At 67.9% G+C, this 23,079-nt stretch carries 20 protein-coding genes, 1 tRNA gene and 1 pseudogene; 9 read left to right on the top strand and 13 right to left on the bottom strand.

All coding sequences use genetic code 11. The annotated features are described in order from the left end of the window. Window positions 1–24 precede the first annotated feature (24 nt). Complete coding sequence (gene aspS, locus TthTMY_RS02530; RefSeq protein ID WP_096412083.1) at window positions 25–1,293, top strand: aspartate--tRNA(Asn) ligase; 1,269 nt, start codon at window positions 25–27, stop codon at window positions 1,291–1,293. Between the two features lie 126 nt (window positions 1,294–1,419). Here aspS and TthTMY_RS02525 read toward each other — a convergent pair whose 3' ends face one another. The 4 genes from TthTMY_RS02525 to sdhC are packed head-to-tail and all read right to left on the bottom strand — an operon-like array spanning window position 1,420 to window position 4,613. Beyond that, window positions 1,420–2,118: a succinate dehydrogenase iron-sulfur subunit gene (locus TthTMY_RS02525; protein WP_096412080.1), complete on the bottom strand. Its 699-nt coding sequence runs from the start codon at window positions 2,116–2,118 to the stop codon at window positions 1,420–1,422. Window positions 2,119–2,127: 9 nt separating this feature from the next. After that, complete coding sequence (gene sdhA, locus TthTMY_RS02520) at window positions 2,128–3,861, bottom strand: succinate dehydrogenase flavoprotein subunit (RefSeq protein ID WP_096412076.1); 1,734 nt, start codon at window positions 3,859–3,861, stop codon at window positions 2,128–2,130. A 1-nt stretch (window position 3,862) separates the two neighbouring features. After that, window positions 3,863–4,258, bottom strand: coding sequence for a succinate dehydrogenase hydrophobic membrane anchor subunit (locus TthTMY_RS02515; protein WP_096412074.1), 396 nt, complete (start codon window positions 4,256–4,258; stop codon window positions 3,863–3,865). Beyond that, window positions 4,248–4,613: a succinate dehydrogenase, cytochrome b556 subunit gene (gene sdhC, locus TthTMY_RS02510; protein ID WP_096412071.1), complete on the bottom strand. Its 366-nt coding sequence runs from the start codon at window positions 4,611–4,613 to the stop codon at window positions 4,248–4,250. The genes TthTMY_RS02515 and sdhC overlap by 11 nt, the downstream gene beginning before the upstream one ends. Before the next feature lie 294 nt (window positions 4,614–4,907). Between sdhC and speD the strand changes: the two genes are divergently transcribed. The 4 genes from speD (at window position 4,908) to TthTMY_RS02490 (ending at window position 8,446) form a co-directional block, all read left to right on the top strand. Beyond that, on the top strand, window positions 4,908–5,342 hold the full coding sequence (speD, locus tag TthTMY_RS02505; RefSeq protein WP_172844700.1) for an adenosylmethionine decarboxylase: 435 nt from the start codon (window positions 4,908–4,910) through the stop codon (window positions 5,340–5,342). An 87-nt stretch (window positions 5,343–5,429) separates the two neighbouring features. Further along, entirely contained in the window at window positions 5,430–6,575 is a 1,146-nt protein-coding gene (locus TthTMY_RS02500) for an NEW3 domain-containing protein (protein ID WP_223903379.1), read from the top strand. A 1-nt stretch (window position 6,576) separates the two neighbouring features. After that, complete coding sequence (locus TthTMY_RS02495; RefSeq protein ID WP_096412064.1) at window positions 6,577–7,500, top strand: ABC transporter ATP-binding protein; 924 nt, start codon at window positions 6,577–6,579, stop codon at window positions 7,498–7,500. Beyond that, the gene (locus TthTMY_RS02490; RefSeq protein WP_096412060.1) at window positions 7,490–8,446 is read left to right on the top strand and encodes an ABC transporter permease; all 957 of its coding nucleotides are present in this window, start codon (window positions 7,490–7,492) and stop codon (window positions 8,444–8,446) included. Before TthTMY_RS02495 ends, TthTMY_RS02490 begins: the two co-directional genes overlap by 11 nt. Before the next feature lie 22 nt (window positions 8,447–8,468). Here the strand turns inward: TthTMY_RS02490 and TthTMY_RS02485 are convergent, their stop codons facing one another. Further along, a complete protein-coding gene (locus TthTMY_RS02485) occupies window positions 8,469–8,849 on the bottom strand; it encodes a cupin domain-containing protein (protein WP_096412057.1) in 381 nt (126 codons plus the stop codon). Beyond that, on the bottom strand, window positions 8,837–9,463 hold the full coding sequence (locus TthTMY_RS02480) for a phosphoribosyltransferase (protein ID WP_096412054.1): 627 nt from the start codon (window positions 9,461–9,463) through the stop codon (window positions 8,837–8,839). The genes TthTMY_RS02485 and TthTMY_RS02480 overlap by 13 nt, the downstream gene beginning before the upstream one ends. A 76-nt stretch (window positions 9,464–9,539) precedes the next feature. On the opposite strand from TthTMY_RS02480, the gene TthTMY_RS02475 reads away from it, so the two are divergent. Beyond that, the gene (locus tag TthTMY_RS02475) at window positions 9,540–11,222 is read left to right on the top strand and encodes a long-chain-fatty-acid--CoA ligase (protein ID WP_223903378.1); all 1,683 of its coding nucleotides are present in this window, start codon (window positions 9,540–9,542) and stop codon (window positions 11,220–11,222) included. A 54-nt stretch (window positions 11,223–11,276) separates the two neighbouring features. Here the strand turns inward: TthTMY_RS02475 and rpsI are convergent, their stop codons facing one another. Further along, a complete protein-coding gene (gene rpsI / locus TthTMY_RS02470; RefSeq protein WP_096412051.1) occupies window positions 11,277–11,663 on the bottom strand; it encodes a 30S ribosomal protein S9 in 387 nt (128 codons plus the stop codon). A gap of 2 nt (window positions 11,664–11,665) precedes the next feature. Next, window positions 11,666–12,088: a 50S ribosomal protein L13 gene (gene rplM / locus TthTMY_RS02465; RefSeq protein WP_096412049.1), complete on the bottom strand. Its 423-nt coding sequence runs from the start codon at window positions 12,086–12,088 to the stop codon at window positions 11,666–11,668. A 110-nt stretch (window positions 12,089–12,198) separates the two neighbouring features. Here rplM and TthTMY_RS02460 point away from each other — a divergent pair, with 110 nt between their 5' ends. Next, window positions 12,199–13,851, top strand: a complete 1,653-nt coding sequence (locus tag TthTMY_RS02460; protein ID WP_096412045.1) for a CTP synthase — start codon at window positions 12,199–12,201, stop codon at window positions 13,849–13,851. Here TthTMY_RS02460 and TthTMY_RS02455 read toward each other — a convergent pair. Beyond that, the gene (locus TthTMY_RS02455) at window positions 13,848–14,876 is read right to left on the bottom strand and encodes a DUF815 domain-containing protein (RefSeq protein WP_172844678.1); all 1,029 of its coding nucleotides are present in this window, start codon (window positions 14,874–14,876) and stop codon (window positions 13,848–13,850) included. The genes TthTMY_RS02460 and TthTMY_RS02455 overlap by 4 nt on opposite strands. A 53-nt stretch (window positions 14,877–14,929) precedes the next feature. Then, a tRNA-Lys gene (locus TthTMY_RS02450) sits at window positions 14,930–15,005 on the bottom strand. Window positions 15,006–15,079: 74 nt separating this feature from the next. Between TthTMY_RS02450 and TthTMY_RS02445 the strand changes: the two genes are divergently transcribed. Together TthTMY_RS02445 and TthTMY_RS02440 are read left to right on the top strand one after the other, a co-directional pair. Continuing rightward, entirely contained in the window at window positions 15,080–15,469 is a 390-nt protein-coding gene (locus TthTMY_RS02445) for a hypothetical protein (protein WP_096413109.1), read from the top strand. A gap of 104 nt (window positions 15,470–15,573) precedes the next feature. Further along, window positions 15,574–20,053, top strand: a pseudogene (locus TthTMY_RS02440) (glutamate synthase-related protein). 1 nt (window position 20,054) lies between these two features. Here TthTMY_RS02440 and TthTMY_RS02435 read toward each other — a convergent pair. The 3 genes from TthTMY_RS02435 to TthTMY_RS02425 are packed head-to-tail and all read right to left on the bottom strand — an operon-like array spanning window position 20,055 to window position 22,950. Further along, window positions 20,055–20,672, bottom strand: coding sequence for a response regulator transcription factor (locus tag TthTMY_RS02435; protein ID WP_096412038.1), 618 nt, complete (start codon window positions 20,670–20,672; stop codon window positions 20,055–20,057). After that, a complete protein-coding gene (locus tag TthTMY_RS02430; protein WP_157745822.1) occupies window positions 20,669–22,279 on the bottom strand; it encodes a sensor histidine kinase in 1,611 nt (536 codons plus the stop codon). The genes TthTMY_RS02435 and TthTMY_RS02430 overlap by 4 nt, the downstream gene beginning before the upstream one ends. 8 nt (window positions 22,280–22,287) lie before the next feature. Next, window positions 22,288–22,950, bottom strand: coding sequence for a PhnD/SsuA/transferrin family substrate-binding protein (locus TthTMY_RS02425; RefSeq protein WP_157745820.1), 663 nt, complete (start codon window positions 22,948–22,950; stop codon window positions 22,288–22,290). Between the last annotated feature and the right edge of the window lie 129 nt (window positions 22,951–23,079).

The following is a 23,079-nucleotide window of genomic DNA, read 5'->3' as shown; positions in this document are numbered from 1 at the left end:
AAGGCTTAGGAAAGGGGGCACGCCATGCGGGTACTGGTACGGGACCTCAAAGCGCACGTGGGCCAAGAGGTGGAGCTTCTGGGCTTCCTCCACTGGCGAAGAGACCTGGGCAAGGTCCAGTTCCTCCTCCTCCGGGACCGAAGCGGCGTCGTCCAGGTGGTCACCGGGGGGCTCAAGCTCCCTTTACCTGAGTCCGCCCTAAGGGTGCGGGGCCTGGTGGTGGAAAACCCAAAAGCCCCGGGGGGCCTCGAGGTCCAGGCCAAGGAGGTGGAGGTCCTCTCCCCGGCCCTCGAGCCCACCCCGGTGGAGATCCCCAAGGAGGAGTGGCGGGCGAACCCCGAAACCCTCCTGGAGTACCGCTACGTCACCCTAAGGGGGGAGAAGGCCCGCGCCCCCCTCAAGGTCCAGGCCGCCCTGGTGCGGGGCTTCCGCCGCTATCTGGACCGCCAGGACTTCACCGAGATCTTCACCCCCAAGGTGGTCCGGGCCGGGGCCGAGGGGGGAAGCGGGCTTTTCGGGGTGGACTACTTTGAAAAAAGGGCCTACCTCGCCCAGTCCCCCCAGCTTTACAAGCAGATCATGGTGGGGGTCTTTGAGCGGGTCTACGAGGTGGCCCCGGTGTGGCGCATGGAGGAGCACCACACGAGCCGCCACCTGAACGAGTACCTCTCCCTGGACGTGGAGATGGGCTTCATCGCAAGCGAAGAGGACCTCATGCGGCTGGAGGAAGCCCTCCTCGCCGAGATGCTGGAGGAGGCCCTCCACACGGCCGGGGACGAGATCCGCCTCCTGGGGGCAGAGTGGCCCTCCTTCCCCCAGGACATCCCCCGCCTCACCCACGCCGAGGCCAAAAGGGTCCTCAAGGAGGAGCTCGGCTACCCCGTGGGCCAGGACCTCTCCGAGGAGGCGGAGCGCCTCCTGGGGAAGTACGCCAAGGAACGCTGGGGCTCGGACTGGCTCTTCGTCACCCGCTACCCCCGTTCCGTCCGTCCCTTCTACACCTACCCCGAGGAGGACGGCACCACGAGGAGCTTTGACCTCCTCTTCCGCGGCCTGGAGATCACCTCGGGGGGGCAGCGCATCCACCGCTACGAGGAGCTTTTGGAAAGCCTGAAGGCCAAGGGCATGGACCCCGAGGCCTTCCAGGGGTACCTGGAGGTCTTCAAGTACGGCATGCCCCCCCACGGGGGGTTCGCCATCGGGGCCGAGCGCCTCACCCAGAAGCTTTTGGGCCTCCCCAACGTGCGCTACGCCCGGGCCTTCCCCCGGGACCGGCACCGGCTCACGCCCTAAAGCAAAGCGCCCCGGGCTTCCCGGAGCGCGCCCCTTTTACGCCACCCCATGCTGGTTTGGGCCAGCATGGGGGCCCCGGCGAAGGGTTCCCAAGGGAGCCGGGGGGAAGGCAACAGGGTACCGGCCCTAGAAGCGGTCCATGAGGATCGCCCGCTTGACCTCCTCTATGAGCTGGGTCACGGGGATCTCCCGGGGGCAGGCCTCGGTGCAGTTGTAGGCGGTGCGGCACCGCCACACCCCGCTCCCCGAGCCAAGGGCCTTGAAGCGCTCCCTCTTGCCCCGGTCTCGGGAGTCAAAGATAAAGCGGTGGGCCTGGACGATGGCGGCAGGGCCGATGTAGGTGCCGTTCACCCAGAAGACGGGGCAGCTCGTGGTGCAGCTCGCGCAGAGGATGCACTTGGTGCCCTGGTCAAACCGCTCCCTTTCCTCGGGGGACTGGAGCCTTTCCCGCTGGGGCGGGGGCTCGTCGTTGATGAGGTAGGGCTTCACCGCCCGGTAGGCGGCGAAGAAGGGCTCCATGTCCACGATGAGGTCCTTCTCCACCGGGAGGCCCCGGATGGGCTCCACGGTGATCACGTTCCCCAGATCCCGGACCAGGGTCTTGCAGGCCAGGCGGTTCTTGCCGTTGATGAGCATGGCGTCCGAGCCGCAGATGCCGTGGCCGCAGCTCCTTCGGAAGGCCAAGGAGCCGTCCTGGTACCACTTGACCTTGTGCAGGAGGTCCAGGACCCGGTCCCAGGGCTCGGCCTCCACCTGGTAGGTCTCCCAATGGGGCCTCTGGTCCTTCTGGGGGTCAAAGCGGAGGACCTTCAGCGTGACCTGCATGCTTCCCTCCTAGTAGGTCCGGGGCTTGGGCTCAAAGCGGCCCAGGACCACGGGCTTGTAGCGGAAGCAAACCTTGCCGTCTTCCACCTTGTAGGCCAGGGTGTGCTTGAGCCAGTTCTCGTCGTCCCGCTCGGGGTAGTCCTCCCGGGCGTGGGCCCCGCGGGACTCGGTGCGGTTTAGGGCGGAGTGGACCAGGGCCTCGGAGACCTCGAGGAGGTACCCGAGCTCCAAAGCCTCCACGAGCTCGGTGTTGTAGGCGTCCCCCTTGTCGTCAATGGAGATCCGCTTGTAACGGTCCATGAGCTCCTTGAGGATCTCCACCTGCTTCTTAAGGAGCTCCCCGGTGCGGAAGACGGAGGCGTGGTCCATCATGGACTGCTGCAGCTCGGCCCTAAGGGCCGCCACCTTCTCCTTGCCGGTGGAGTTCTTGATGCGCTCAATGCGCTCCCGGCTTTCCCCGAGGTGCTCCTCGGTGAGCTCGTGGTAGTCGGCGTCCTTGGCGAAGCGGGCGGCGTGGATCCCGGCCCGGCGCCCGAAGACCACGAGGTCCCCCAGGGAGTTCGTCCCCAGGCGGTTCGCCCCGTGGAGGCTCACGCAGGCCGCCTCCCCGGCGGCGTAGAGCCCGGGGACCACGGTGTTCTTCTCGTCCTTGATCACCTGGCCCCAGAGGGTGGTGGGGATCCCCCCCATGGCGTAGTGGGCCGTGGGCATCACCGGCACGGGCTCCTTCAGGGGGTCTACCCCCAGGTAGATGCGGCTGAACTCGGTGATGTCCGGGAGCTTCTTCTCAATGACCTCGGGGGGCAGGTGGGTGAGGTCCAGGAGGACGTGGTCCTTCTTGGGGCCGCAACCCCTCCCCTCCCGCACCTCCAGGTACATGGCCCGGGAGACGAGGTCCCTTGGGGCGAGGTCCTTGATGGTGGGGGCGTAGCGCTCCATAAACCGCTCCCCGAGGGCGTTCCGGAGGATCCCCCCCTCGCCCCGGGCCCCCTCGGTGAGGAGGATGCCCAAGGGGTAAAGGCCCGTGGGGTGGAACTGGTAGAACTCCATGTCCTCCAGGGGAAGCCCTTTGCGGTAGAGGATGGCCTGCAGGTCCCCGGTGAGGGTGTAGGCGTTGGAGGTCACCTTGTAGATCCGCCCGAACCCCCCGGAGGCGATGACGATGGCCTTGGCCTGGAAGAGGTGGAGCTCCCCCGTGGCGAGCTCCAGGGCCACCAGGCCCTTGGCCACCCCGTCCTCGAGGATGACGTCGGTAACGTGGAACTCGTTGTAGAAGGTGATGTTGTGTTTCACGCACTGCTGGTAGAGGGTCTGGAGGATCATGTGCCCGGTGCGGTCGGCGGCGTGGGCCGCTCGGTGCACCGGGGCCTTGCCCCAGTCCTTGGTGTGCCCCCCGAAGCGGCGCTGGGCGATCTTGCCGTTCGGGAGCCGGTCAAAGGGGAGGCCCATGTGCTCAAGCTCAATCACCGCCTCAATCACTTCCTTGGCGAAGACCTCGGCGGCGTCCTGGTCCGTGAGGTAGTCCCCCCCCTTGACCGTGTCAAACATGTGCCATTCCCAGTGGTCCTCCTCCACGTTGCCGAGGGCCGCCCCTATGCCCCCCTGGGCCGCCCCGGTGTGGCTTCGCGTGGGGTAGAGCTTGGAGACCACCGCCACGTCCGCGCCTTCCTTGGCCGCGTAGAGGGCGGCCGTGAGGCCCGCCCCGCCCGCACCCACCACGATGACCTCGTGCCTGTGCGCCATACTAGTTCACCCCGAAGTCGTGGTTAAAGAGGGAAAGGCTCCCCAGGAAGAAGAGGAAAGCCAGCAGGCTGTAGACCACCACCTTGGTCCAGAAGCGCTTCATGGGATCCCGCACCCAGTCGTCCAGCACGTAGCGCAGCCCGTTCCCCCCGTGGAGGAGGGCCAGGGCCAGGATCAGCCAGTCGTAGACCTTCCAGGTGGTTTGGGAAAGTCTCTTGGCCACGTAGTCGTAGTCAATGGAGTTGAGGTCCACGAGAATGGCGTTCATCCACATGTGGCCGATGAGCAAGAAGACGAGCACCACCCCGGAGACGCGCATGAAAACCCACCAGTAGAGCTCCAGGTTGGTGCTGGCCTCCAGCTTGGCCTCCTCGTAGCGCCGGGACTTAATCGCCATGGCCGCCTCCCAGAATCCCGCCCCCGATCTTGATCAAAAAGGGCAGGTAGAAGACCACGAAAAGGACCCAGACCCCGTACCAGAGCTGCCGCTGGTAGCGCACCCCCCAGGAGGTGAAGTCCATGAGGATGATGCGGAGGCCATTAAACCCGTGGTAGAGCACCCCGGCGATGAGGAAAAGAAGCCCCACCTGAAACACGGGCTGGTGGTAGAACTTCATGAAGGCGTTGGACACCTCCGGCCCCCACATGGCGCTGGCGATGTTGAGGACGTGAAGGACGAGGAAGACCAGGATCCCGATCCCCGAGATGCGGTGCAGGTAGAACGCCCACTGCCCTTCGCTTCCCCTGTACATGCTTCCCTCCAGCCGGAGGCCATCATATCACTTTTCCCTCATCCCCCTCGGTATTCCCCGGCACACCTGACCCCAGGTTACAGGAGGGGGGTATAAAGCGCCCATCCCATGGGAAGAAACGCCCACCGCCCCTTCCCCAGGCGCCCCCGGGCAAACCCCCCGTAAAGCCCCCCACGCCCCACGCGGGCTTTCCCGCTCTCTAACGGGGTCTTGACAGGGGGGGGAGGGGGGGGCATAATGGGGGGCGTGCCGTAGGGGGGATACCCCGGGGGGCACGGAAAGGAGGTGGTCTTGGTGGAACTCTTTGGCTTCGGTCCTCACCTGATGGTGGACGGCTACGAGGCGAACCCCGATCGCCTGCGGGACGCGGAGCTCATCCGCCGGGTTCTCAACGAGCTTCCTGAGGAGATGGAGATGACCAAGGTCCTTCCCCCCTTCGTCTACAGCTACGGGCCCGGGGGCGAGGACGGGGTCACCGGCGTGGTCCTCATCGCCGAAAGCCACATCGCCATCCACACCTTCCCCAAGAAGCGCTTCCTTTCCGTGGACATCTTCTCCTGCAAGGCCTTTGACATGGCGAAGGCCCTGAAGAAGCTCGCCGAGGTCTTTGAGATCCGGCGCTACGAGACCTACATGATCAACCGGGGCAAGGAGTTCCCCAAGGACCCCGAGCTCGCCCGCCAGATCGTCCTGGGCGAGCGGGAGTACCTGGAAGCCCGGGTGGGCTGAGGCCGCCCCCCTCTGGCCCCGGGAGCCCCCCGGGGCCTTTCATGTTTCCTTCATGCGCCTTCCCTAGTTTGAGGGGTGGAGGCGTCTATGATGCGGAACGTTTTGGCCCTTCTCGCGGTGCTTTGGAGCCTCGCGCTGGCGCAGCAGTACCGGGGTCTGGCCCTGGGCACCGCCTACCCCGAGATCGGGGTCCAGCCCGGGGAGAGCGTGAGCCTCACCCTCACCCTGAAAAGCTACGGCCTCCCTCCCGGGGTGGTGCGCCTCTCCGTGCCCGAGGTCCCGGCGGGGTGGCAGGCGGTGCTCACCGGGGGCGGCCGCCTGGTGCGGGCCGTCTACTTGAACCCCGACCAGGAAGTAAGCCTCACCCTCCGCCTCCAGCCCCCCAAGGAGGTCAAGGAGGGCGCTTACCGCTTCCTCGTCCGCGCCGAGGGCCTCGGCCAGACGGCGAGCCTGCCCATCACCCTCATGGTGGGGCAGGGGCTCCCCAAACGGCTTTCCCTCGAGGCGGAGCTCCCTATCCTCAAAGGCCCCCCCACGAGCTCCTTCCGCTACCGGGTGACCCTTAGGAACGAGTCCGACCAGGATCTCCTGGTTTCCCTGGAGTACCAGGCGCCCCAGGGCTTCCAGGTGACCTTCACCCCCGCCTTCTCCAGCCAGCAGGTGACGAGCCTCCCCGTCAAGGCCGGGGAGAGCCGGGACCTGGACGCGGAGGTCTCCCTGCCCAAGGATACGCCCGCCGGGGCCTACGGGGTGACCCTCCGGGCGGTGGCGGGGGACGCCCGGGCGGATTTGGCCCTGACCCTCGAGGTCACCGGCCGCCCCGAGGTGCGCCTCAGCACCAAGGAGGGGCGGCTTTCCGGCTCGGTCACCGCCGGGCGGGAAAACGCCGTGAAGCTCGTGGTGAAAAACGAGGGGAGCGCCCCCGCCAAGAACCTCTCCTTCAGCGCCTTTGAACCCTCGGGCTGGGAGGTGCAGTTTGAGCCGGAGAAGCTGGAGGTCCTGGAGCCGGGGAAGGAGGAGGAGGTCACCGCCCGCATCAAGCCCTCCCCCAAGGCGGTGGCGGGGGACTACATGGTGACCCTCAGGGTCTCCGGGGACGAAGGGGTGAGCGAGAGCCTGGACTACCGGGCCACCGTGGTCACCTCCACCCTCTGGGGCCTCGTGGGCGTGGCCCTCGTGGCGGTGGCCGTCCTCGTCCTGGGCTTCGCCGTGAACCGCTTCGGCCGGAGGTAGGATGACGGTCATCCAGACCCATGGCCTCACCAAGCGGTACGGCCGGGTGGTGGCCGTGGAGGACCTGAACCTCTCGGTGCGGGAAGGGGAGGTCTACGGCCTCCTGGGCCCCAACGGCTCCGGCAAGACCACCACCATCCTCATGCTCCTCGGGCTCACCGAGCCCACCTCGGGGGAGGCCCGGGTCCTGGGGTTTGACCCCATGCGGGAGCCCCTCAAGGTCAAGTCCCGGGTGGGCTACCTGCCCGACCAGGTGGGGTTCTACGGGGAGCTTTCCGCCTGGGAGAACCTGCGCTACACCACGAGGCTCCTCGGCCTTCCCGACAAAGAGGCGGAGGCCCGGATTGAGGAGGTCCTGAAGCGCATGGGGCTCTGGGAGGTCAGGGACCGGAAGGTCGCCGCCTTCAGCCGGGGAATGCGCCAGCGCCTGGGCCTCGCCGAGGTCCTCCTCAAAAGGCCCAAGGTGGCCATCCTGGACGAGCCCACCCTGGGCCTGGACCCCGAGGCCGCCCGGGAGTTCCTGAACCTCATCAAGGGCCTCAAGGCGGAAGGGATCACCGTCCTCCTCTCCAGCCACCTGCTCCACCAAGTGCAGGAGGTCTGCGACCGGGTGGGCCTCTTCCACAAGGGGCGGCTCGCCCTCGAGGGCACGGTGGCCGAGCTCGCCCACCGGGTCCTGGGGGGACAGTACGAGATCCTCCTGGAGGGCGCCCCCGGCCTGGAGGGGGCCCTCGAGGGCGTGGAGGGCGTGAGCCGGGTGGAGGCCGAAGGAGGCCGCTACCGGGTCCTCGCCACCCGGGACCTCCGCCCCGAGCTCGCCCGGTTGGCGGTGGAACGGGGCCCCCTCTACGCCCTGAGCCTGCGCCAGCCCAGCCTGGACGAGATCTACGCCCACTACTTCAAGGAGGTGGCCCATGCGGCGTGAAGGCTCGCCTTGGACCGGGCTATGGGCCGTCTTCTTCAAGGAGATGGCCGACCACCTCACCGGCCTCAGGATGCGGATCCTGGAGGCCCTCATCCTCCTCTCCGCCCTGGGGGCCCTCTACACGGGAAGCCAGGCCCTGCGCCAGACGGTGGGGGAGGACCCCTTCCTCTACCTCAAGCTCCTCACCACGGCCCAAGACCCCCTGCCCTCCTTCGTGGGCTTCCTCTCCTTCTTCATCCCCTTGGCCGCCATCGCCTTGGCCTTTGACGCGGTAAACGGGGAGTACGCCCGGGGGACGCTCTCCCGGGTCCTCTCCCAGCCCATCTACCGGGACGCCCTTCTCTTCGGCAAGTTCCTGGCGGGCCTCGGCACCCTGGCCCTCCTCCTCTTCGCCCTCTTCCTCATGGTGGTGGGCCTGGGCCTCCTCAGGCTCGGGGTGCCGCCGGGAAGCGAGGAGGTGGGGCGGGCCTTCTTCTTCCTCCTCGCCACCTTGGGCTACGCCGGGGTCTGGCTCGCCCTGGGCCTCCTCTTCTCCGTCCTCTTCCGCCAGCCCGCCACCGCCGCCTTGGCCGCCTTAGGGGTCTGGCTCTTCTTCGCCGTCTTCTACCCCATCCTCACCGACCTCGCGGCCAGCGCCCTCCTCCTCCGGGCCGACCCCTTTGACCCGGAAAGCCAGCTCAGGCAGGCCCAGCTCGCCCTCTGGATCTCCCGCCTCTCCCCCAACACCCTCTACGCCGAGGCCCTCACCGCCCTCCTCAACCCAGAGGTCCGCTCCTTGGGCCCCATCCTCATCACGCAGCTGGAGGGCGCCGTCTTGGGCACACCCCTTCCCCTCTCCCAGAGCGTCCTTCTGGTCTGGCCCCAGATCACGGGGCTCCTCGCCCTCACCCTCCTCCTCTTCACCGGGGCCTACGTGGCCTTCCAGCGGCAGGAGGTACGGGCGTGAGGCCGCCTAGCGGCTTGCCCCCCTACCCCTCCAGCCACTCCGTGGCGTAGCCGCTCGTCTTGGGGATGATGCAGAGGAACTCCACCGGCTCCTCCCCCTCATTCACGTAGGCGTGGGGGGTGCCGGCGGGGATGAAGACCGCCTGCCCCGCCGCCACCTCCCGCACCTCGTCCCCCAAGGTCACCTTCATCCGCCCGGAGAGGACGTACTGCTCGTGCTCCAGGGTGGGGTGGCGGTGCTTGGGGATGCGCCCCCCGGGCAGGAGGGTGAACTTGCGGAGGATGAAGTGGGGGGCCCCGTCCTCCGGACCGATGAGCACCTGGATGAAGGCCTTTTCCCCGCGCTCCACGGGGCGGGCCTCCACGCTTGCCGCCTGCCTCACCACGGGCTTCATCCCGCCCATTCTAGCAGGATGGCCTCCACGTCCTCGTCGGTCACCTCGCCGAAGTCTAGGTAGTAGGCCCCCACGGCGGCAAAGTCCTGGGGGACGGAAAGGGCCACCACCTCCGCCCGGGCCTTAAGCCGTTCCACCGCCTCCGGGCTCGCCACGGGCACGGCCACCACGACCCGCCTCGGTCCCTCCTGGAGCACCACGGAGAGGGCCGCCTCCATGCTCGCCCCCGTGGCCACCCCGTCGTCCACCAGCACCACGTCCCGACCCTTGAGGGCCACCCTGGGCCGCACCCTCCGGTAACGCTCCGCCCGCTTGCGGAGGACATCCCGCTGCCGAGCGGCCTCCCGCTCCAGGTAGCTTTGGTCGGCGTACCGCAGGGCGTAGGGCATGAGGACGAGCTCCCCTCCCTCCCCCACGGCCCCCAGGGCGAACTCCGGGTTTCCCGGGGCGCCCACCTTGCGCACCAGGACCACGTCCAGCTCCCCGCCCAGGCGCCTCGCCACCTCGTCGGCCACCATCACCCCGCCCCGGGGCAGGCCCAGGACCACGGGCGCCTCGAGGCCCAAGGGCGCCAAGGCCTCGGCGAGGAGCGCCCCGGCGTGCCTGCGGTCGCGGAAGCGCATACCCCCATGGTACACCCGGGAGGCCTTGAACCCGGTACAAGGCTTCTGGTAACCTGAAAGGCAAAGGAGGCAAGCGATGGACCAGGTGCGCGAGAAGCCGTGGCTAGCCCACTACGACCCCGGTGTTCCGCCGGAGATCCAGGTCCCCGACATTCCCCTCTGGCGGTTCCTGGAAGAAAGCGCCCGCCGCTTCCCCCAAAACGTCGCCCTGGAGTTTCTGGGGAAGACCCTCAGCTATCAAGAGCTATGGAGCCTCGCCCGCCGCTTCGCCCAGGGGCTTAAGGACCTGGGGGTGCGGCCCGGGGACCGGGTGGCCCTCATGCTCCCCAACACCCCCCAGTTCGTCGTCGCCTTCTACGGCACCCTCCTCGCCGGGGGCGTGGGGGTGAACGTGAACCCCCTCTACACCCCGAGGGAACTCCGCCACCAGCTTTCGGACGCGGGGGCGGAGACCCTGGTGATCCTGGACCACCTCCTCCCCCGCTACCTAGAGGTGGAAAAGGAGGTCCCGGTGAAGCGGGTGGTGGTCACGGGGATCAAGGACTTCCTCCCCTTCCCCAAAAACCTCCTCTACCCCCTGAAGGCCAAGCGGGAGGGCCTCCCCCTGGGCTTCCCCAAGCGGGAGGGCTTCCACGCCTTCGCCGAGCTCCTGAAGCGTCCCCCCGCCGAGCCCCACCTCCCCGACCCCGAGGACCTCGCCCTCCTCCAGTACACCGGGGGCACCACGGGCCTTTCCAAGGGGGCCATGCTCACCCACAGGAACCTCGTGGCCAACGTCCTCCAGATAGATGCCTGGGACCCCACCTCCCGGGAGCTTCTGGGCAAGGGGGTGATGCTCGGGGCCCTGCCCTTCTTCCACGTCTACGGGATGACCGTGGCCATGAACTACGGCCTCTTCTCCGGGTACAAGATCGTCCTCCTCCCGAGGCCCGAGATCAAGGCCATCGTGGAGGCCATTGAAAAACACCGGGTCACCCACTTCCCCGGTGTGCCCACCCTCTACGTGGCCTTCAACAACTTCCCCGGCATAGAGGGGCGGAACGTCAAGAGCATCCGCATCTGCCTCTCGGGAGCCGCCCCCCTGCCCGTGGAGGTGGCCAAGCGGTTTGAGGAGATCACCGGGGCGAGGCTCATTGAGGGCTACGGCCTCTCCGAGGCGAGCCCCGTGACCCACTCCAACCCCGTCCTCGGCCTCATCAAGAAGGGCTCCATCGGCATGCCCCTGCCCAGCGTGGAGGCCAAGGTGGTGGACGAGGAGGGCAAGGAACTCCCCCCAGGCGAGGTGGGCGAACTCGCCATAAAAGGCCCCAACGTCATGAAAGGCTACTGGAACCGCCCCGAGGAGACGCAAAAGGCCCTCAAAGACGGCTGGCTCCTCACCGGCGACCTCGCCAAAATGGACCAAGACGGCTACTTCTACATCGTAGACCGCAAAAAAGACATGATCATCGCCGGCGGCTACAACATCTACCCCCGCGAAGTAGAAGAAGTCCTCTACCAGCACCCCGCCGTCCAGGAAGCCGCCGTGGTGGGCGTCCCAGACCCCTACCGCGGGGAGACCGTGGCCGCCTTCCTCGTCCTCAAACCCGAGTACCGGGGCAAGGTCACGGAAAAGGACATAGAGGCCTTCTGCCGCCAAAACCTCGCCGCCTACAAGGTCCCCCGCATCGTCCAATTCCGCGAAAGCCTCCCCAAGTCCAGCGTGGGGAAGATCCTGAGGAGGGAGCTTAGGGAGGAGTTCGCCAAAAAGCAGGGCTAGGCCCGAAGGAAAAGCGCCCTGGGGAAGCCCCCAGGGCGCTTCCTCCGCCAGGCCTTAACGCTTGGAGTACTGGGGCGCGCGGCGGGCCTTGTGCTTGCCGTACTTCTTCCGCTCCACCACGCGGGCGTCCCGGGTGAGGAAGCCCAGGGGCTTGAGCTTCGCCCGGTAGTCGGGGTTGTACTGGACGAGGGCGCGGGCGATGCCCAGCTTGATGGCGTCAATCTGGCCGCTCTTCCCCCCGCCCCGCACGGTGATGTAGGCGTCAAAGCGGCCCAGGGCGTCCACCGCCCGCAAAGGCTCCAGGGCGGCCACCGCGCGCACCAGGCCCTGGAAGTAGTCGTTGAAGTCCTGGCCGTTCACGGTGACCTTCCCGTTCCCAGGCCTGAGGAAGACCCTGGCCACCGCCTCCTTGCGCCTTCCGGTGCCGTAATACTGCTCCATCGCTAGACCTCCAGCTTCTCCGGCCTCTGGGCCTGGTGGGGATGGTCCGGGCCGGCGTAGACCTTGAGCCGCTTGAAGAGCCTGCGGCCCAGGGGCCCCTTGGGCAGCATCCCCTTCACCGCGTGCTCCAGCACCCGCTCGGGGTGGGTGGCCAGCATCTTCTCCAAGGGGATTTCCTTAAGCCCCCCAGGGTAGCCGCTGTAGCGGGTGTAGATCTTCTGCTCCAGCTTCTTCCCGGTGACGCGGATCTTGTCGGCGTTGACCACCACCACGAAGTCCCCCATGGCCACGTTGGGGGTCCAGTCGGGGCGGTGCTTGCCCCGAAGGAGGGTGGCGATCTTCGTGGCAAGCCGCCCCAAGGTCTTGCCCTCCGCGTCAATGAGAACCCAGCGGGGTTCCACTTGCTTCGGCACGTACGTCTTCACCAGGGCCCTCCTTTGTTCTTGACGGGGGATCGGGGGACCCCGCAAGAACGCCAAAGACGACTTTACCATATCCCCCTGGCCCCGCGCCAGATGTGGTAGGCTGAAGACCCGTGAACGGGAGCGCCGACGCGGGCCCCAGGCCCAGAAAATACGTCTTCATCACCGGCGGCGTGGTTTCCAGCCTAGGCAAGGGGATCCTCACCTCCTCCCTCGGGGCCCTCCTCCGGGCCCGGGGGTACCGGGTGACGGCCATCAAGATAGACCCCTACGTCAACGTGGACGCGGGGACGATGCGCCCCTACGAACACGGGGAGGTCTTCGTCACCGCCGACGGGGCCGAAACCGACCTGGACATCGGCCACTACGAGCGCTTCTTGGACATGGACCTCTCCCGGGGGAACAACCTCACCACGGGGCAGGTCTACCTCTCGGTGATCCAGAAGGAGCGCCGGGGAGAGTACCTCTCCCAGACCGTCCAGGTCATCCCCCACATCACCGACGAGATCAAGGAAAGGATCCGCAAGGTGGCCGAGGAGCAGAAGGCGGAGATCGTGGTGGTGGAGGTGGGGGGGACGGTGGGGGACATTGAGAGCCTCCCCTTCCTCGAGGCCATCCGCCAGTTCCGCTTTGACGAGGGGGAGGGGAACACCCTCTACCTGCACCTCACCCTGGTCCCCTACCTGGAGACCAGCGAGGAGTTCAAGACCAAGCCCACCCAGCACTCCGTGGCCACCCTGCGGGGCGTGGGGATCCAGCCCGACATCCTGGTCCTCCGCTCCGCCCGGCCCGTGCCCGAGGAGGTGCGGAGGAAGGTCGCCCTCTTCACCAACGTCCGTCCGGGCCACGTCTTCTCCAGCCCCACCGTGGAGCACCTCTACGAGGTCCCCCTGCTCCTGGAGGAGCAGGGCCTGGGCCGGGCGGTGGAGCGGGCCTTGGGCCTCGAGGCGGTGATCCCCAACCTCTCCTTCTGGCAGGAAGCGGTCCGGGTCCTCAAGCACCCCGAGCGCACCGTCAGGATCGCCATCGCCGGAAAGTACGTGAAGATGCCGGACGCCTACCTCTCCCTCCTGGAGGCCTTGCGCCACGCGGGGATCAAGAACCGGGCCCGGGTGGAGGTGAAGTGGGTGGACGCGGAAAGCCTCGAGGCGGCGGACCTGGACGAGGCCTTCCGGGACGTCTCCGGCATCCTGGTCCCGGGGGGGTTTGGTGTGCGGGGCATTGAGGGCAAGGTGCGGGCGGCCCAGTACGCCAGGGAGCGGAAAATCCCTTACCTCGGGATCTGCCTCGGCCTCCAGATCGCCGTGATTGAGTTTGCCCGCCACGTGGCGGGCCTCAAGGGGGCGAACTCCACGGAGTTTGACCCCTACACCCCCCACCCGGTGATTGACCTCATGCCCGAGCAGCTGGAGGTGGAGGGCCTAGGGGGGACCATGCGCCTTGGGGACTGGCCCATGCGCATCAAGCCCGGCACCCTCCTCCACCGCCTCTACGGCAGGGAGGAGGTGCTGGAGCGCCACCGCCACCGCTACGAGGTGAACCCCCTCTACGTGGACGGGCTGGAGCGGGCGGGCCTCGTGGTCTCCGCCACCACCCCGGGGATGCGGGGCCGGGGGGCGGGGCTCGTGGAGGCCATTGAGCTCAAGGACCACCCCTTCTTCCTCGGCCTCCAGAGCCACCCCGAGTTCAAGAGCCGCCCCATGCGCCCTTCCCCGCCCTTCGTGGGCTTCGTGGAGGCGGCGCTGGCCTACCAGGAAAGGGCCTAAAGCAAGGTCTGGGCGAACTGTCGGGCCACCCGGCCGGAGAAGCCCCGCTCCAGGGCGAAGCGCAGGGCCCTCCCCTCCTCCTCGGGGGTCAGGGACCGCCCCAGGTGGTGGGCCACGGCCTTCAGGTAGAGGGCCTTGTCCAGAGGAGGGAAGGTGAGGACGAGGCCGAAGCGCTCGGAAAGGGCCAGGGTGTCCTGGAGGGCGTCCCAGGCCTCGGGGGCCTCCCCGGGTAGGGGGTTTTCCCCCAGGCGGCGCACCAGATGGCGGCGGTTGGAGGTGGCGAGGAGGAGGACGTTCTCGGGGGGGCCCTCGAGGCTCCCCTCCAAGAGGGCCTTGAGGTGGTGGAAGGCCTCGTCCTCGGGGTCCAAGGAGAGGTCGTCCAAAAAGAGCAGGTAGCGGTGGGGCAGGGAGGCGAGCTGCTCCAAAAGCGCCCCCAGGCGGGGCAAGGCCCCCTTTTCCACCTCCACCATGCGGGCCCCAGGCAGGTGAAGGAGGCTCTTGGCGGCGGTGCTCTTCCCCGTGCCCCGGGCCCCGTAGAGGAGGGTGTGGAGGGCGGGCTTGCCGGAGAGGAAGCGCCGAGCGTTGGCCTCGAGGGCTTCCCGCTGGGCCTCGTAGCCCACGAGCTCGTCCTGCCGGGGCAGGCGCAGGGCGCGCAAGGGGTGGACCTCCCCGTCAAAGCGGAAGGCCCGGTAGAGGGCGAAGGGCCAGGGCCCGTGGACCTGTAAAGCCTCCACCACGCCCTCGGGGTCCCGGCGAAGAAGCGCCTGGAGAAGGGCTTCCTCCGCGGGGTGTGGGGGCCTCAGCCCCAAGGCGCCCAAGGGCCAGGTCCGGCGCCTGGCCTCCAGCTCCCGGTGAAGCCTGTCCAGATCCCAGCGGATGAGGTCCAGAAGGCCCGGTGTGGGCTTTAAGGCCCGGAAGGCCCAGGGGGCCCGGAGAAGGGCCTGGGCGAAGGCGTACCCCCAGGGCTCCCCTTCGGGCAGGTCCAGCGGCAAAAGGGCCTCGGGGTTCTCGGGCACCCGCACCATGCCGCCCATGATACCCCCCGATAAGGAAAACCCCCGGTTTCCCGGGGGCGCGTTGGTGGGCCGCACAGGACTCGAACCTGTAACCCACCGATTAAGAGTCGGTTGCTCTACCAGTTGAGCTAGCGGCCCAAACGCCAAAGAAGAGTCTAGCCCTTCCCCTTGAAGTTGTCAAGGCGATGTCTCCTTGCCTTCCCCTGAAGGGGATGGCCCTCCAGAGGGTGGAAGCGAGGAGGGGCAGGGGCCGGGAGGCCCCCAGGCCTCTTCCCCAGAAGCCCCTCCCGGGGCGCTTTCCCCCCCTCTACCTCATGGACACCACGGGGCTGGCCTACCGGAGCAAGGACCGGCTTCTCCGCTTCCGCCGGGGGAAGGAGGTGCGGCGGGTGCGGGAGGGGTGGGACCTTGAGGTGTACCGGTTTCGCGGGGTGGTGGAGGGGGTGTTTGGGGGGATGAAGACGCGGCTGGGTGGGGGGTACCTTTTGGAGCGGAAGCCTTGGACGGCCATGGCGCGGGCGCTTTTGGAGCTCATCGCCTACGGCCTTAGGGTTCTTCTCTCCCTCCTCCCGCCCCCTCCGGGGTACAAGGCGATTTACTAGGCAAGCCCACAATGGCTTGACCGGGCCGGGCACGGCCTGTATAATCCCAGGAACAACGTGCATTCTTTTACCCCCACCCACCCCCAAGCAAAAGGAGCCCGAAGATGAGCTGGAAGGACGCCTACCCGGACATCCCCCTAGGTCGGGACGCCTGCGGCATCATCGCCATGGCGGAAAAGAGCGGCAAGCCCTCCCACCGCGTGGTGCGGAGGACCCTGGAGAGCCTCTACCGCATGGCCCACCGCGCGGGGGCCATCCGGGGCGAGGGGGACGGCACGGGAATCCAGACCGACATCCCCCGGGAGCTATGGGCGCTCTTCCTGGAACAGGCGGGCCTGGACCCGGGCCTGGCCCATAACCCCCGCTTCTTCGTGGGCCACTTCTTCGTGCCCAAGAAGGAAGCGGGCAGGCTCCAGGAGTTTGAGGACCTCCTAAGGCGGGAAGGGCAACGGCTCGGCATCCGCCCCGTCCTCTTCCGACGGGGAGAGGTGGTGAGCGAGGTCCTCGGCCCCGTGGGGCGGCGCACGGAGCCCCTCTTCCTCCAGGTGGCGGGGCTTTCCCCGGACGGGGACGCTCCTTTGTGGGAGCTTGGCCTGAGGCTCGAGGCCAGCTTCCCCGTGCACGTGGTCTCCCTGTCCACCCACAGCGTGGTCTACAAGGTGCGGGGGGCGGCGGAGCTTCTCAAGCGCTACTACCCCGAGCTTTCCCGCCCCGAGTTCAAAAGCCGCATCGCCTTGGGCCACAACCGCTACTCCACCAACACCCTCTCCACCTTTGAGCAGGTCCAGCCCTTCGGCCTCATCGGCCACAACGGCGAGATCAACACCATTGAGCGCCTGAGGCGGGAGATGGACTACCTGGGCATCCCCCGGACCGGGGGCTCGGACTCCCAGGACCTGAACCGCATGCTGGAGGGGCTCATCTACCGCTACGGCCTCACCCTCCCCGAGGCCATGGACCTGGTCTTCCCCCCCGTCCTGGGAGAGATCAAGGCCCTGCCCGAGGACCTTCAGGACCTTTACATGGCCCTGCGCCAGCGCTTCGGCCCCTTGGCCCAGGGGCCTGCCGCCATCGTGAGCCGCCACGGGGACGAGGCCGTCTTCGCCACGGACGCCATGGGCTTGAGGCCCCTTTGGCAGTTTGAAACCCCCTACGAGCTCGTCTTCTCCTCCGAGCGCGGGGTCTTCAGCGCCGAGGAGTTTGTCTCCGAGCCCAAGCCCCTGGCCCCCGGGGAGAAGGTCTACCTCCGCCTCACCCCCGAAGGGGCCAAGGTGCTCCCCTTTGACCGCCACCAGCGGCAGGTCCTGGAGAGGATCGCCGCCCGCACGCCCGTGGAGGGGTACCGGGTCCACCTGGCGGGTCCCCTCCGCCAGGCCCCGCCCCCTTTGGCGGGGGGAAGCGGGGTGGAGGTGGAGGAGAAGCCCGCCCCGCCCCCCTTGGGCCTGGAGCGGGCCTTCGGCTGGGACCGCTGGGACCAGGCCTACCTCGAGGCCCTGGCCAAGACGGGGAACGAGCCCATCGGCTCCCTGGGCTACGATGGGCCGCTCGCCGCCCTTAACCCGGAAAAGCCCAACCTCTCCGAGTTCTTCAAGGAGACGGTGGCGGTGGTGACCAACCCCGCCATTGACCGGGAGCGGGAGGTGGAGCACTTCTCCACCCGCACCCTCCTGGGCCGCCGCCCCCTGCCCGACGGCCGGGGCGGGGGAAGGGTGGAGGAACTCCTCCTCCCCGTCGTCCTCGAGGAGGACCAGGCCCTGGCGGAGGCCTTCGGCACCCTGACCCTCTCCGAGGTTCGGGCCCGTTTCAAGACCAAGACCCTCGTCCCCCAGTTCACCGTGGAGGAAGGGCTTTTGGCCGGGCTCAAGCGCCTGGAAGAGGAAGCGGTGAAGGCCGTGGAGGAAGGGGCCGAGGTCCTCATCCTCTCCGACCGGGAGGCCTTCCAGGGGGGCGTGTGGATTGACGTGGGCCTCGCCGTGGCCGCGGTGAACCGGGCCCTAATGAAGCGGGACGCCGAGGGGGTGGCCCTAAGGCGGCGCACCTCGCTTCTCGTCCACTCCGGGGGCGTGCGGAACCTCCACGACGTGGCCTTCCTCCTGGGGCTCGGCGCCGAGGCCGTGGCCCCCTGGCTCATGGAGGAGAAGGCCCGGGCCCTGGAGGGGAGGAAGGGGCTCGCCGGGGTCCTCGAGGCCCTGAAGAAGGGCCTGGAGAAGGTCATCTCCACCATGGGCATCCACGAGCTCCGGGGCTACGGCAGGATCTTCAGCGCCATCGGCCTCAAGCCCGAGCTCGCCGAGTACTTCGGCACCCGCAACTTCCTGGGCTCGGAGAAGGCGGGGTACGGCTTCTTGGAGCTGGAGCGGACCCTCTTGGAGCGGGAGGGGTTCCTCCGGGCGGAAAAGGTCATGCCCGCCAAGGACTTCCGCTTCAACCCCAGGATCTACAAGGCGGCCCAGGAGGTGGCCTCGGGGAAGGCCCCCTACGCCCACTTCCAGGAGAAGGTGCGCGCCTTAGAGCGGGAAAACCCCGTGGCCGCCAGGCAGCTATTGGAGGTGCGCTTCCCCGAAAGGAGCGACGTGGCCCCGGAGGAGGTGGACCTCTCCGTGGGGGCCCACTCCCTGCCCTTCGTGATCAGCGCCATGAGCTTCGGCTCCCAAGGGGAGGCCTCCTTCCGCGCCTACGCCGAGGCCGCCAAGCGCCTCAACATGCTGTGCATCAACGGGGAGGGCGGGGAGATCCCCGACATGCTGGGCAAGTACACCCCCTGGCGGGGCCAGCAGGTGGCCTCGGGCCGCTTCGGGGTTCACGCCTACATGCTGAACTCGGCGAGCGTCATTGAGATCAAGATCGGCCAGGGGGCGAAGCCCGGGGAGGGGGGGGCACCTCCCCGGCAAGAAGGTCTCCCCCAAGGTGGCCGCCGCCCGGAACGCCGTGCCCGGGGTGGACCTCATCAGCCCCTCCAACAACCACGACCTCTACTCCATTGAGGACCTGGCCCAGCTCATTGAGGAGCTGAAGACGGTGAACCCCAAGGCCCTGGTCTCGGTGAAGGTGCCCGTGATCCCCGGCATCGGCACCATCGCCGTGGGCATCGCCAAGGCGGGGGCGGACGTCATCACCCTCTCGGGGTTTGAGGGGGGGACGGGGGCGGCCAGGCTCCACGCCCTGAAGTACGCGGGGCTTCCCGTGGAACTCGGGGTGCGCCGGGTCCACCGCGCCCTGGTGCGGGCGGGGCTCAGGGACAAGGTGGAGATCTGGGCGGACGGGGGACTGAAGACGGCCTACGACGTGCTGCGCATGGTCCTTTTGGGGGCGGACCGGGTGGGCATGGCCACCATGGCCATGGTGGCCATCGGCTGCACCATCTGCCGTGGCTGCCAGCTGGACACCTGCCACGTGGGCATCACCACCCAGATCCAGACGGTGGAGGAGGCCATGGCCCACGGCCTCAAGCGCTTCGTCCCCCAGGACCTGGAGCGGGCGGTGGAGCAGCTCACCCGTTTCTTCGGGGCCATGGGGGAGGCCTTGAGGGAACTCGTGGCCGCTCTCGGGGCCCGCTCCTTGCGGGAGCTTCGCGGCCGCTCGGACCTCCTTTACCAGCGGGACCACCTGGAGGAGCTGGACCTCGGCTACTTCTTCGCCCCCGTGGAGGAGCCCGAGTGGCTTAAGGACACCTCCGCCCACGTCCTCAGAAAGCCCCTGAACCAGCTCACCCGCACCATCACCGAGGTGGTCATGGCGGCCTACCAGGAGGGGAGCAAGCGCCTCGTCTTCCAGGAAGGTCCCGTGGACTCCACCGACCGGGCGCTTGGGGCCCACCTCGCCGGGGAGATCGCGAGGCGGCGCCTCTACGGCAAGGGGTTTGACGCGGAGGTGGAGCTCCGCTTTGACGCGGGGAGCGTGGCCGGCAACGGCCTTGCCGCCTTCAACGTGGAGGGGATGAAGGTGGTGGTGGAAGGCGGGGCCCAGGACGGGGTGGCCAAGGGCGCCTTCGGCGGCACCGTGGCCATTCTCAAGGGGAAGAATCCCTTCGGCGCCTACGTGGACGGCTCGGTGGGGAAGAGCTTCGCCTACGGGGCCATCGGGGGGCTTCTCATCGTGGAGGGGGTGGCGGACAGCCGCTTCTGCATCCGGCTTTCCGGGGCCGACGTGATCCTGGGCGGGGAGCCGGAGCGCCCCTTGCGGGACGATCTCGGCAACCTCGCCGCCCGGGCCCAGGCCAAGGGCTTCGCCTTTGAGTACATGACGCGGGGGCGGGCCCTGGTCCTCGGGGACCCCGGGCCCTGGATCTGCTCGGGCATGACCGGGGGACGGGTTTACCTGCGCCACTGGCCGGAGATGGGCCTCACGGAGGAGGCCATGAAGCGCCGGCTGGCCAAGGGGGCCAGGGTGGCGGTGAAGCCCCTGGACGCCAGGGGCGTGGAGGACGTGCGGGAGCTCCTTTCCGCCTACATCCGGGTGCTTTGGGAGGCCAAGCGGGAGGAGAAGGCGAAGCGGCTGGAAAAGCTCCTGGAGAACCCGGCGGAGCACTTCCGCATGGTGGAGCCCGTGAACCAGCAGGTGGACCAGGGGGTGAGCACGGAGTAGTTCAGACCAGCCCGTGCTCCAAAGCCCAACGCACAAGCTCGGCCCGGCTCCTCAGGCCGAGCTTTTCCGCTGCCCTTTCCCGGTACGTGGCCACCGTCTTCTCGGAGATGCCCATACGCTCGCCGATCTCCTTGTAGGAGCATCCTTGGGCCAGACAGCGGACCACCGCAAGCTCCCGCTCCGTGAGGACCTCGGGGCCCGGTCTCCTCTCCGTCTGGGAGCGGATCATGCGGTAGAGAAGCCCTTGGGGAACGTAGAACTCTCCCCGGGCCACCGCCTTGACCGCGTCCAGAAGCTCCTCTTCTGCTGCGTCCTTCGGCAGATAGCCCGCGCCCCCTGCCTGGAGGAAGCGTTCGGCGTACTCGGGCTCGGCGTACATGGAGAGGGCGAGGAGGCGCACCCCGGGGCACGCCTCCTTTAAGGCCTCGGCCAGCCGGATGCCGTCCATATCGGGAAGGGCGATGTCCAGAACCGCCACGTCCGGGTTCGCCTTAGGGATCCTCTCCAGGGCCTCCTTTCCCGTTTCGGCCTCCCCCACCACCTCCACCTTGCCCTGCAGGAGGAAGCGGATCCCCGCCCGCACCACCGGGTGGTCGTCTACAAGAAACACTCGGATCATACCTTCACCTCCTCCAAGACCAGAGGAAGGCGCACGTAAAGGGTGGTCCCTTGGCCCTCGAGGCTCTCCACCTGGAAGCTGCCGCCCAAAAGCTCCACCCGCTCGCGAATGCCGAGAAGCCCAAGTCCGGGCCGCACCCTGGGGGAAAACCCCTGTCCGTCGTCCTCCACCACCAAGCTCACCCCCCCTTCCTCCCGGCGGAGAACCACGGACACCTCCTGGGCCCTGGCGTGGCGGGCCACGTTGGTCAAGGCCTCCTGGACCACCCGGTAAAGGACGATCTCGTGGGACTCCGGCAGGCGTTCGGGAAGCTGGCAGAAGAGGTTGGCCCGGAGGCCGGTGCGTTCGGCGAACTCCTCCACCATTCGCCTTAGGGCGGCCTCGAGGCCCAGGGTATCTAGGGCAGGAGGGCGAAGGGAGCGGGAAAGGAGGCGGACATCCTGGATGGCGCTCCGCACCAGCTCTTGGAGGGTGGGCAAGGCCTCCATCTTCCCCTCCCTCACCGCCCGCAGACCCAGGTCAATCCCGGTGAGGATCTGGCCCACCTGGTCGTGGAGGTCCCGGGCGATGCGGGCTCGCTCTGCCTCCTGAGCCTCTAGGAGGGCCTTTAGGAACTGGGCCCGCTCCCTGTCCCGCTCGGCGAGGGCCTGGGCGTAGCGGGCCCGATGAAGCCCCGCTTCAATAGGGACCTTCACCGCCTCCAGGAGGGCCTGGGACACCTGGGTCCTGAGGTGGATCCGGGCTCCGGAAAGGACGAGGACCCGGTGCTCCCCCCTCCACGGGCAGTCGCCCAGGTGGGGACAGCCCGCCTTGGCCACCCGCGCCTCCCCAAGCCAAGCTTCCCCGCACTGGAAGAGGCCGCTTTCGCAGAGGGCCTTTAAGGCGCAGGCCAGAACGGACTCCGGGGTGTCCGCCCGGTTCACCGCCTCCGCTACCCGGTTGAGGAGGGAAAGCCCCTGCTCCCGCTCCAGCACCTGGCGGTGGTACCGGTTCAACGTCCAGGCTAGGACCGCAAGCTCCCCCTCGGGCTCGGCCAGGGGCTCGGTCCGGCCCTGCTCCCAGGTCCTCACCCCCTGGACCATATCCTCCAAGGGCCTAAGCGCCCGCTGGACGAGGGCCCCCGCCCAAAGGAAGGCCATCCCTCCCACCCCCAGGGAAAGCCAAAACCCTGCCACCAGGAGCCTAGCAAGGGAGCGCCTCAACCCTTCCTCGGGAAAAACCAAGGTGACCCGGCCTAACCTCCCCTCGGCAATGGGGCTAAGGTAGGCCCGGTAAACCCGGCCCTCCCAAAGGAACCGCCCCTCCAGGCCCCTAAGCCCCGCGGGGATGCCCCCCGGGAAGGTGTGGACCAAAACCTCCCCTTCGGGTCCCTCCAGGAAACCGTAGACCCCTTCTCCGAGGGCGGACATCTTACGGTAGACGGCGTAAAGATCGTTCAGAAGAAGGTCTTCCTCCACCAAGGAGGCCAAGCGGGCCACCTGGGCACGCCCCTCGGCCTCGAGGGCCTCCTCCAGGCCGGAGCGCACCAGATGGTAAGCGACCCCACCCATACCGACCCCGAAGAGAAGGAAACCCAAGGCCAAGGCCCAAAGGATCTTCTCCTTCAAGCTCCTCCTCACCGGCTCACCTCCCGCCAGAGGTCCACGTGGGGCTTTCCGCTTGCGAGCCTGAAGCCGACGATCCCGAGGGCAAGGAGGGGGTCCCCGGCTTGGAGGAGGTCCTCGAGGACCCGGATCCGGTTCCTCCACCCGAGCCGCGCGCGGAGCAGGGCGTCCAACACCATGCCATCTACCGCCGCCACGTCCACAAGCCCCCGGGCCACCGCCTCCACCGCCCGGTCGTGGCTATAGGTGTAGACCATCCGGCGAAGCATCCGCTCCGGCTGGAAGCCCTCCCGGCGCAGGGCTCGGAAGAAGCAGGCCCGCCCCGTGTTGAAGAGCGGGTCCACCAAGGCCACCGTGGCCCCCACAAGGTCGCTTAAGGTCCGGTGGGAAGACCCCTGAGGCACTATGGCCAAGGCCCGGCAACGGGTCCACCCCACAAGCACGCTTTGGGCCAGGACCTCCCCGTATCCCCTCCGGCCAAAAACCACCGCGTGGGGCCAGAGGCGCTGTACCAACTCACGGTAAGGGTGGGCTTCCTTGGGGGAAACCCTCCCCGCCACCCGGAAGGCCCCTTCCCGCTCGGGGCGAACAGGGGGCATGGGCTCCGCAGGACCCACCTCGGCAAGGCTCGCGCACCCCGCCAAAAGAAGGCCAAGCAGAAGGGGGCGGACCACATCCTCAGTATGGGGCGGAAAAGGCGGGACAAACGTCCTAGGGCTTGTAGGAAATTTCCCGAGGACGCCCTTCCCCCTTTCCGGTCGGAGAAAAGCCGATGCTAAGCCACTTAGCGAGCCATAGCTTGA

It is taken from the genome of Thermus thermophilus, assembly GCF_019974155.1.
Lineage (GTDB): Bacteria > Deinococcota > Deinococci > Deinococcales > Thermaceae > Thermus > Thermus thermophilus_C.
The sequence above is the reverse complement of the archived record's forward strand: the minus strand, read 5'-3'. Positions and strand labels throughout refer to the sequence as shown.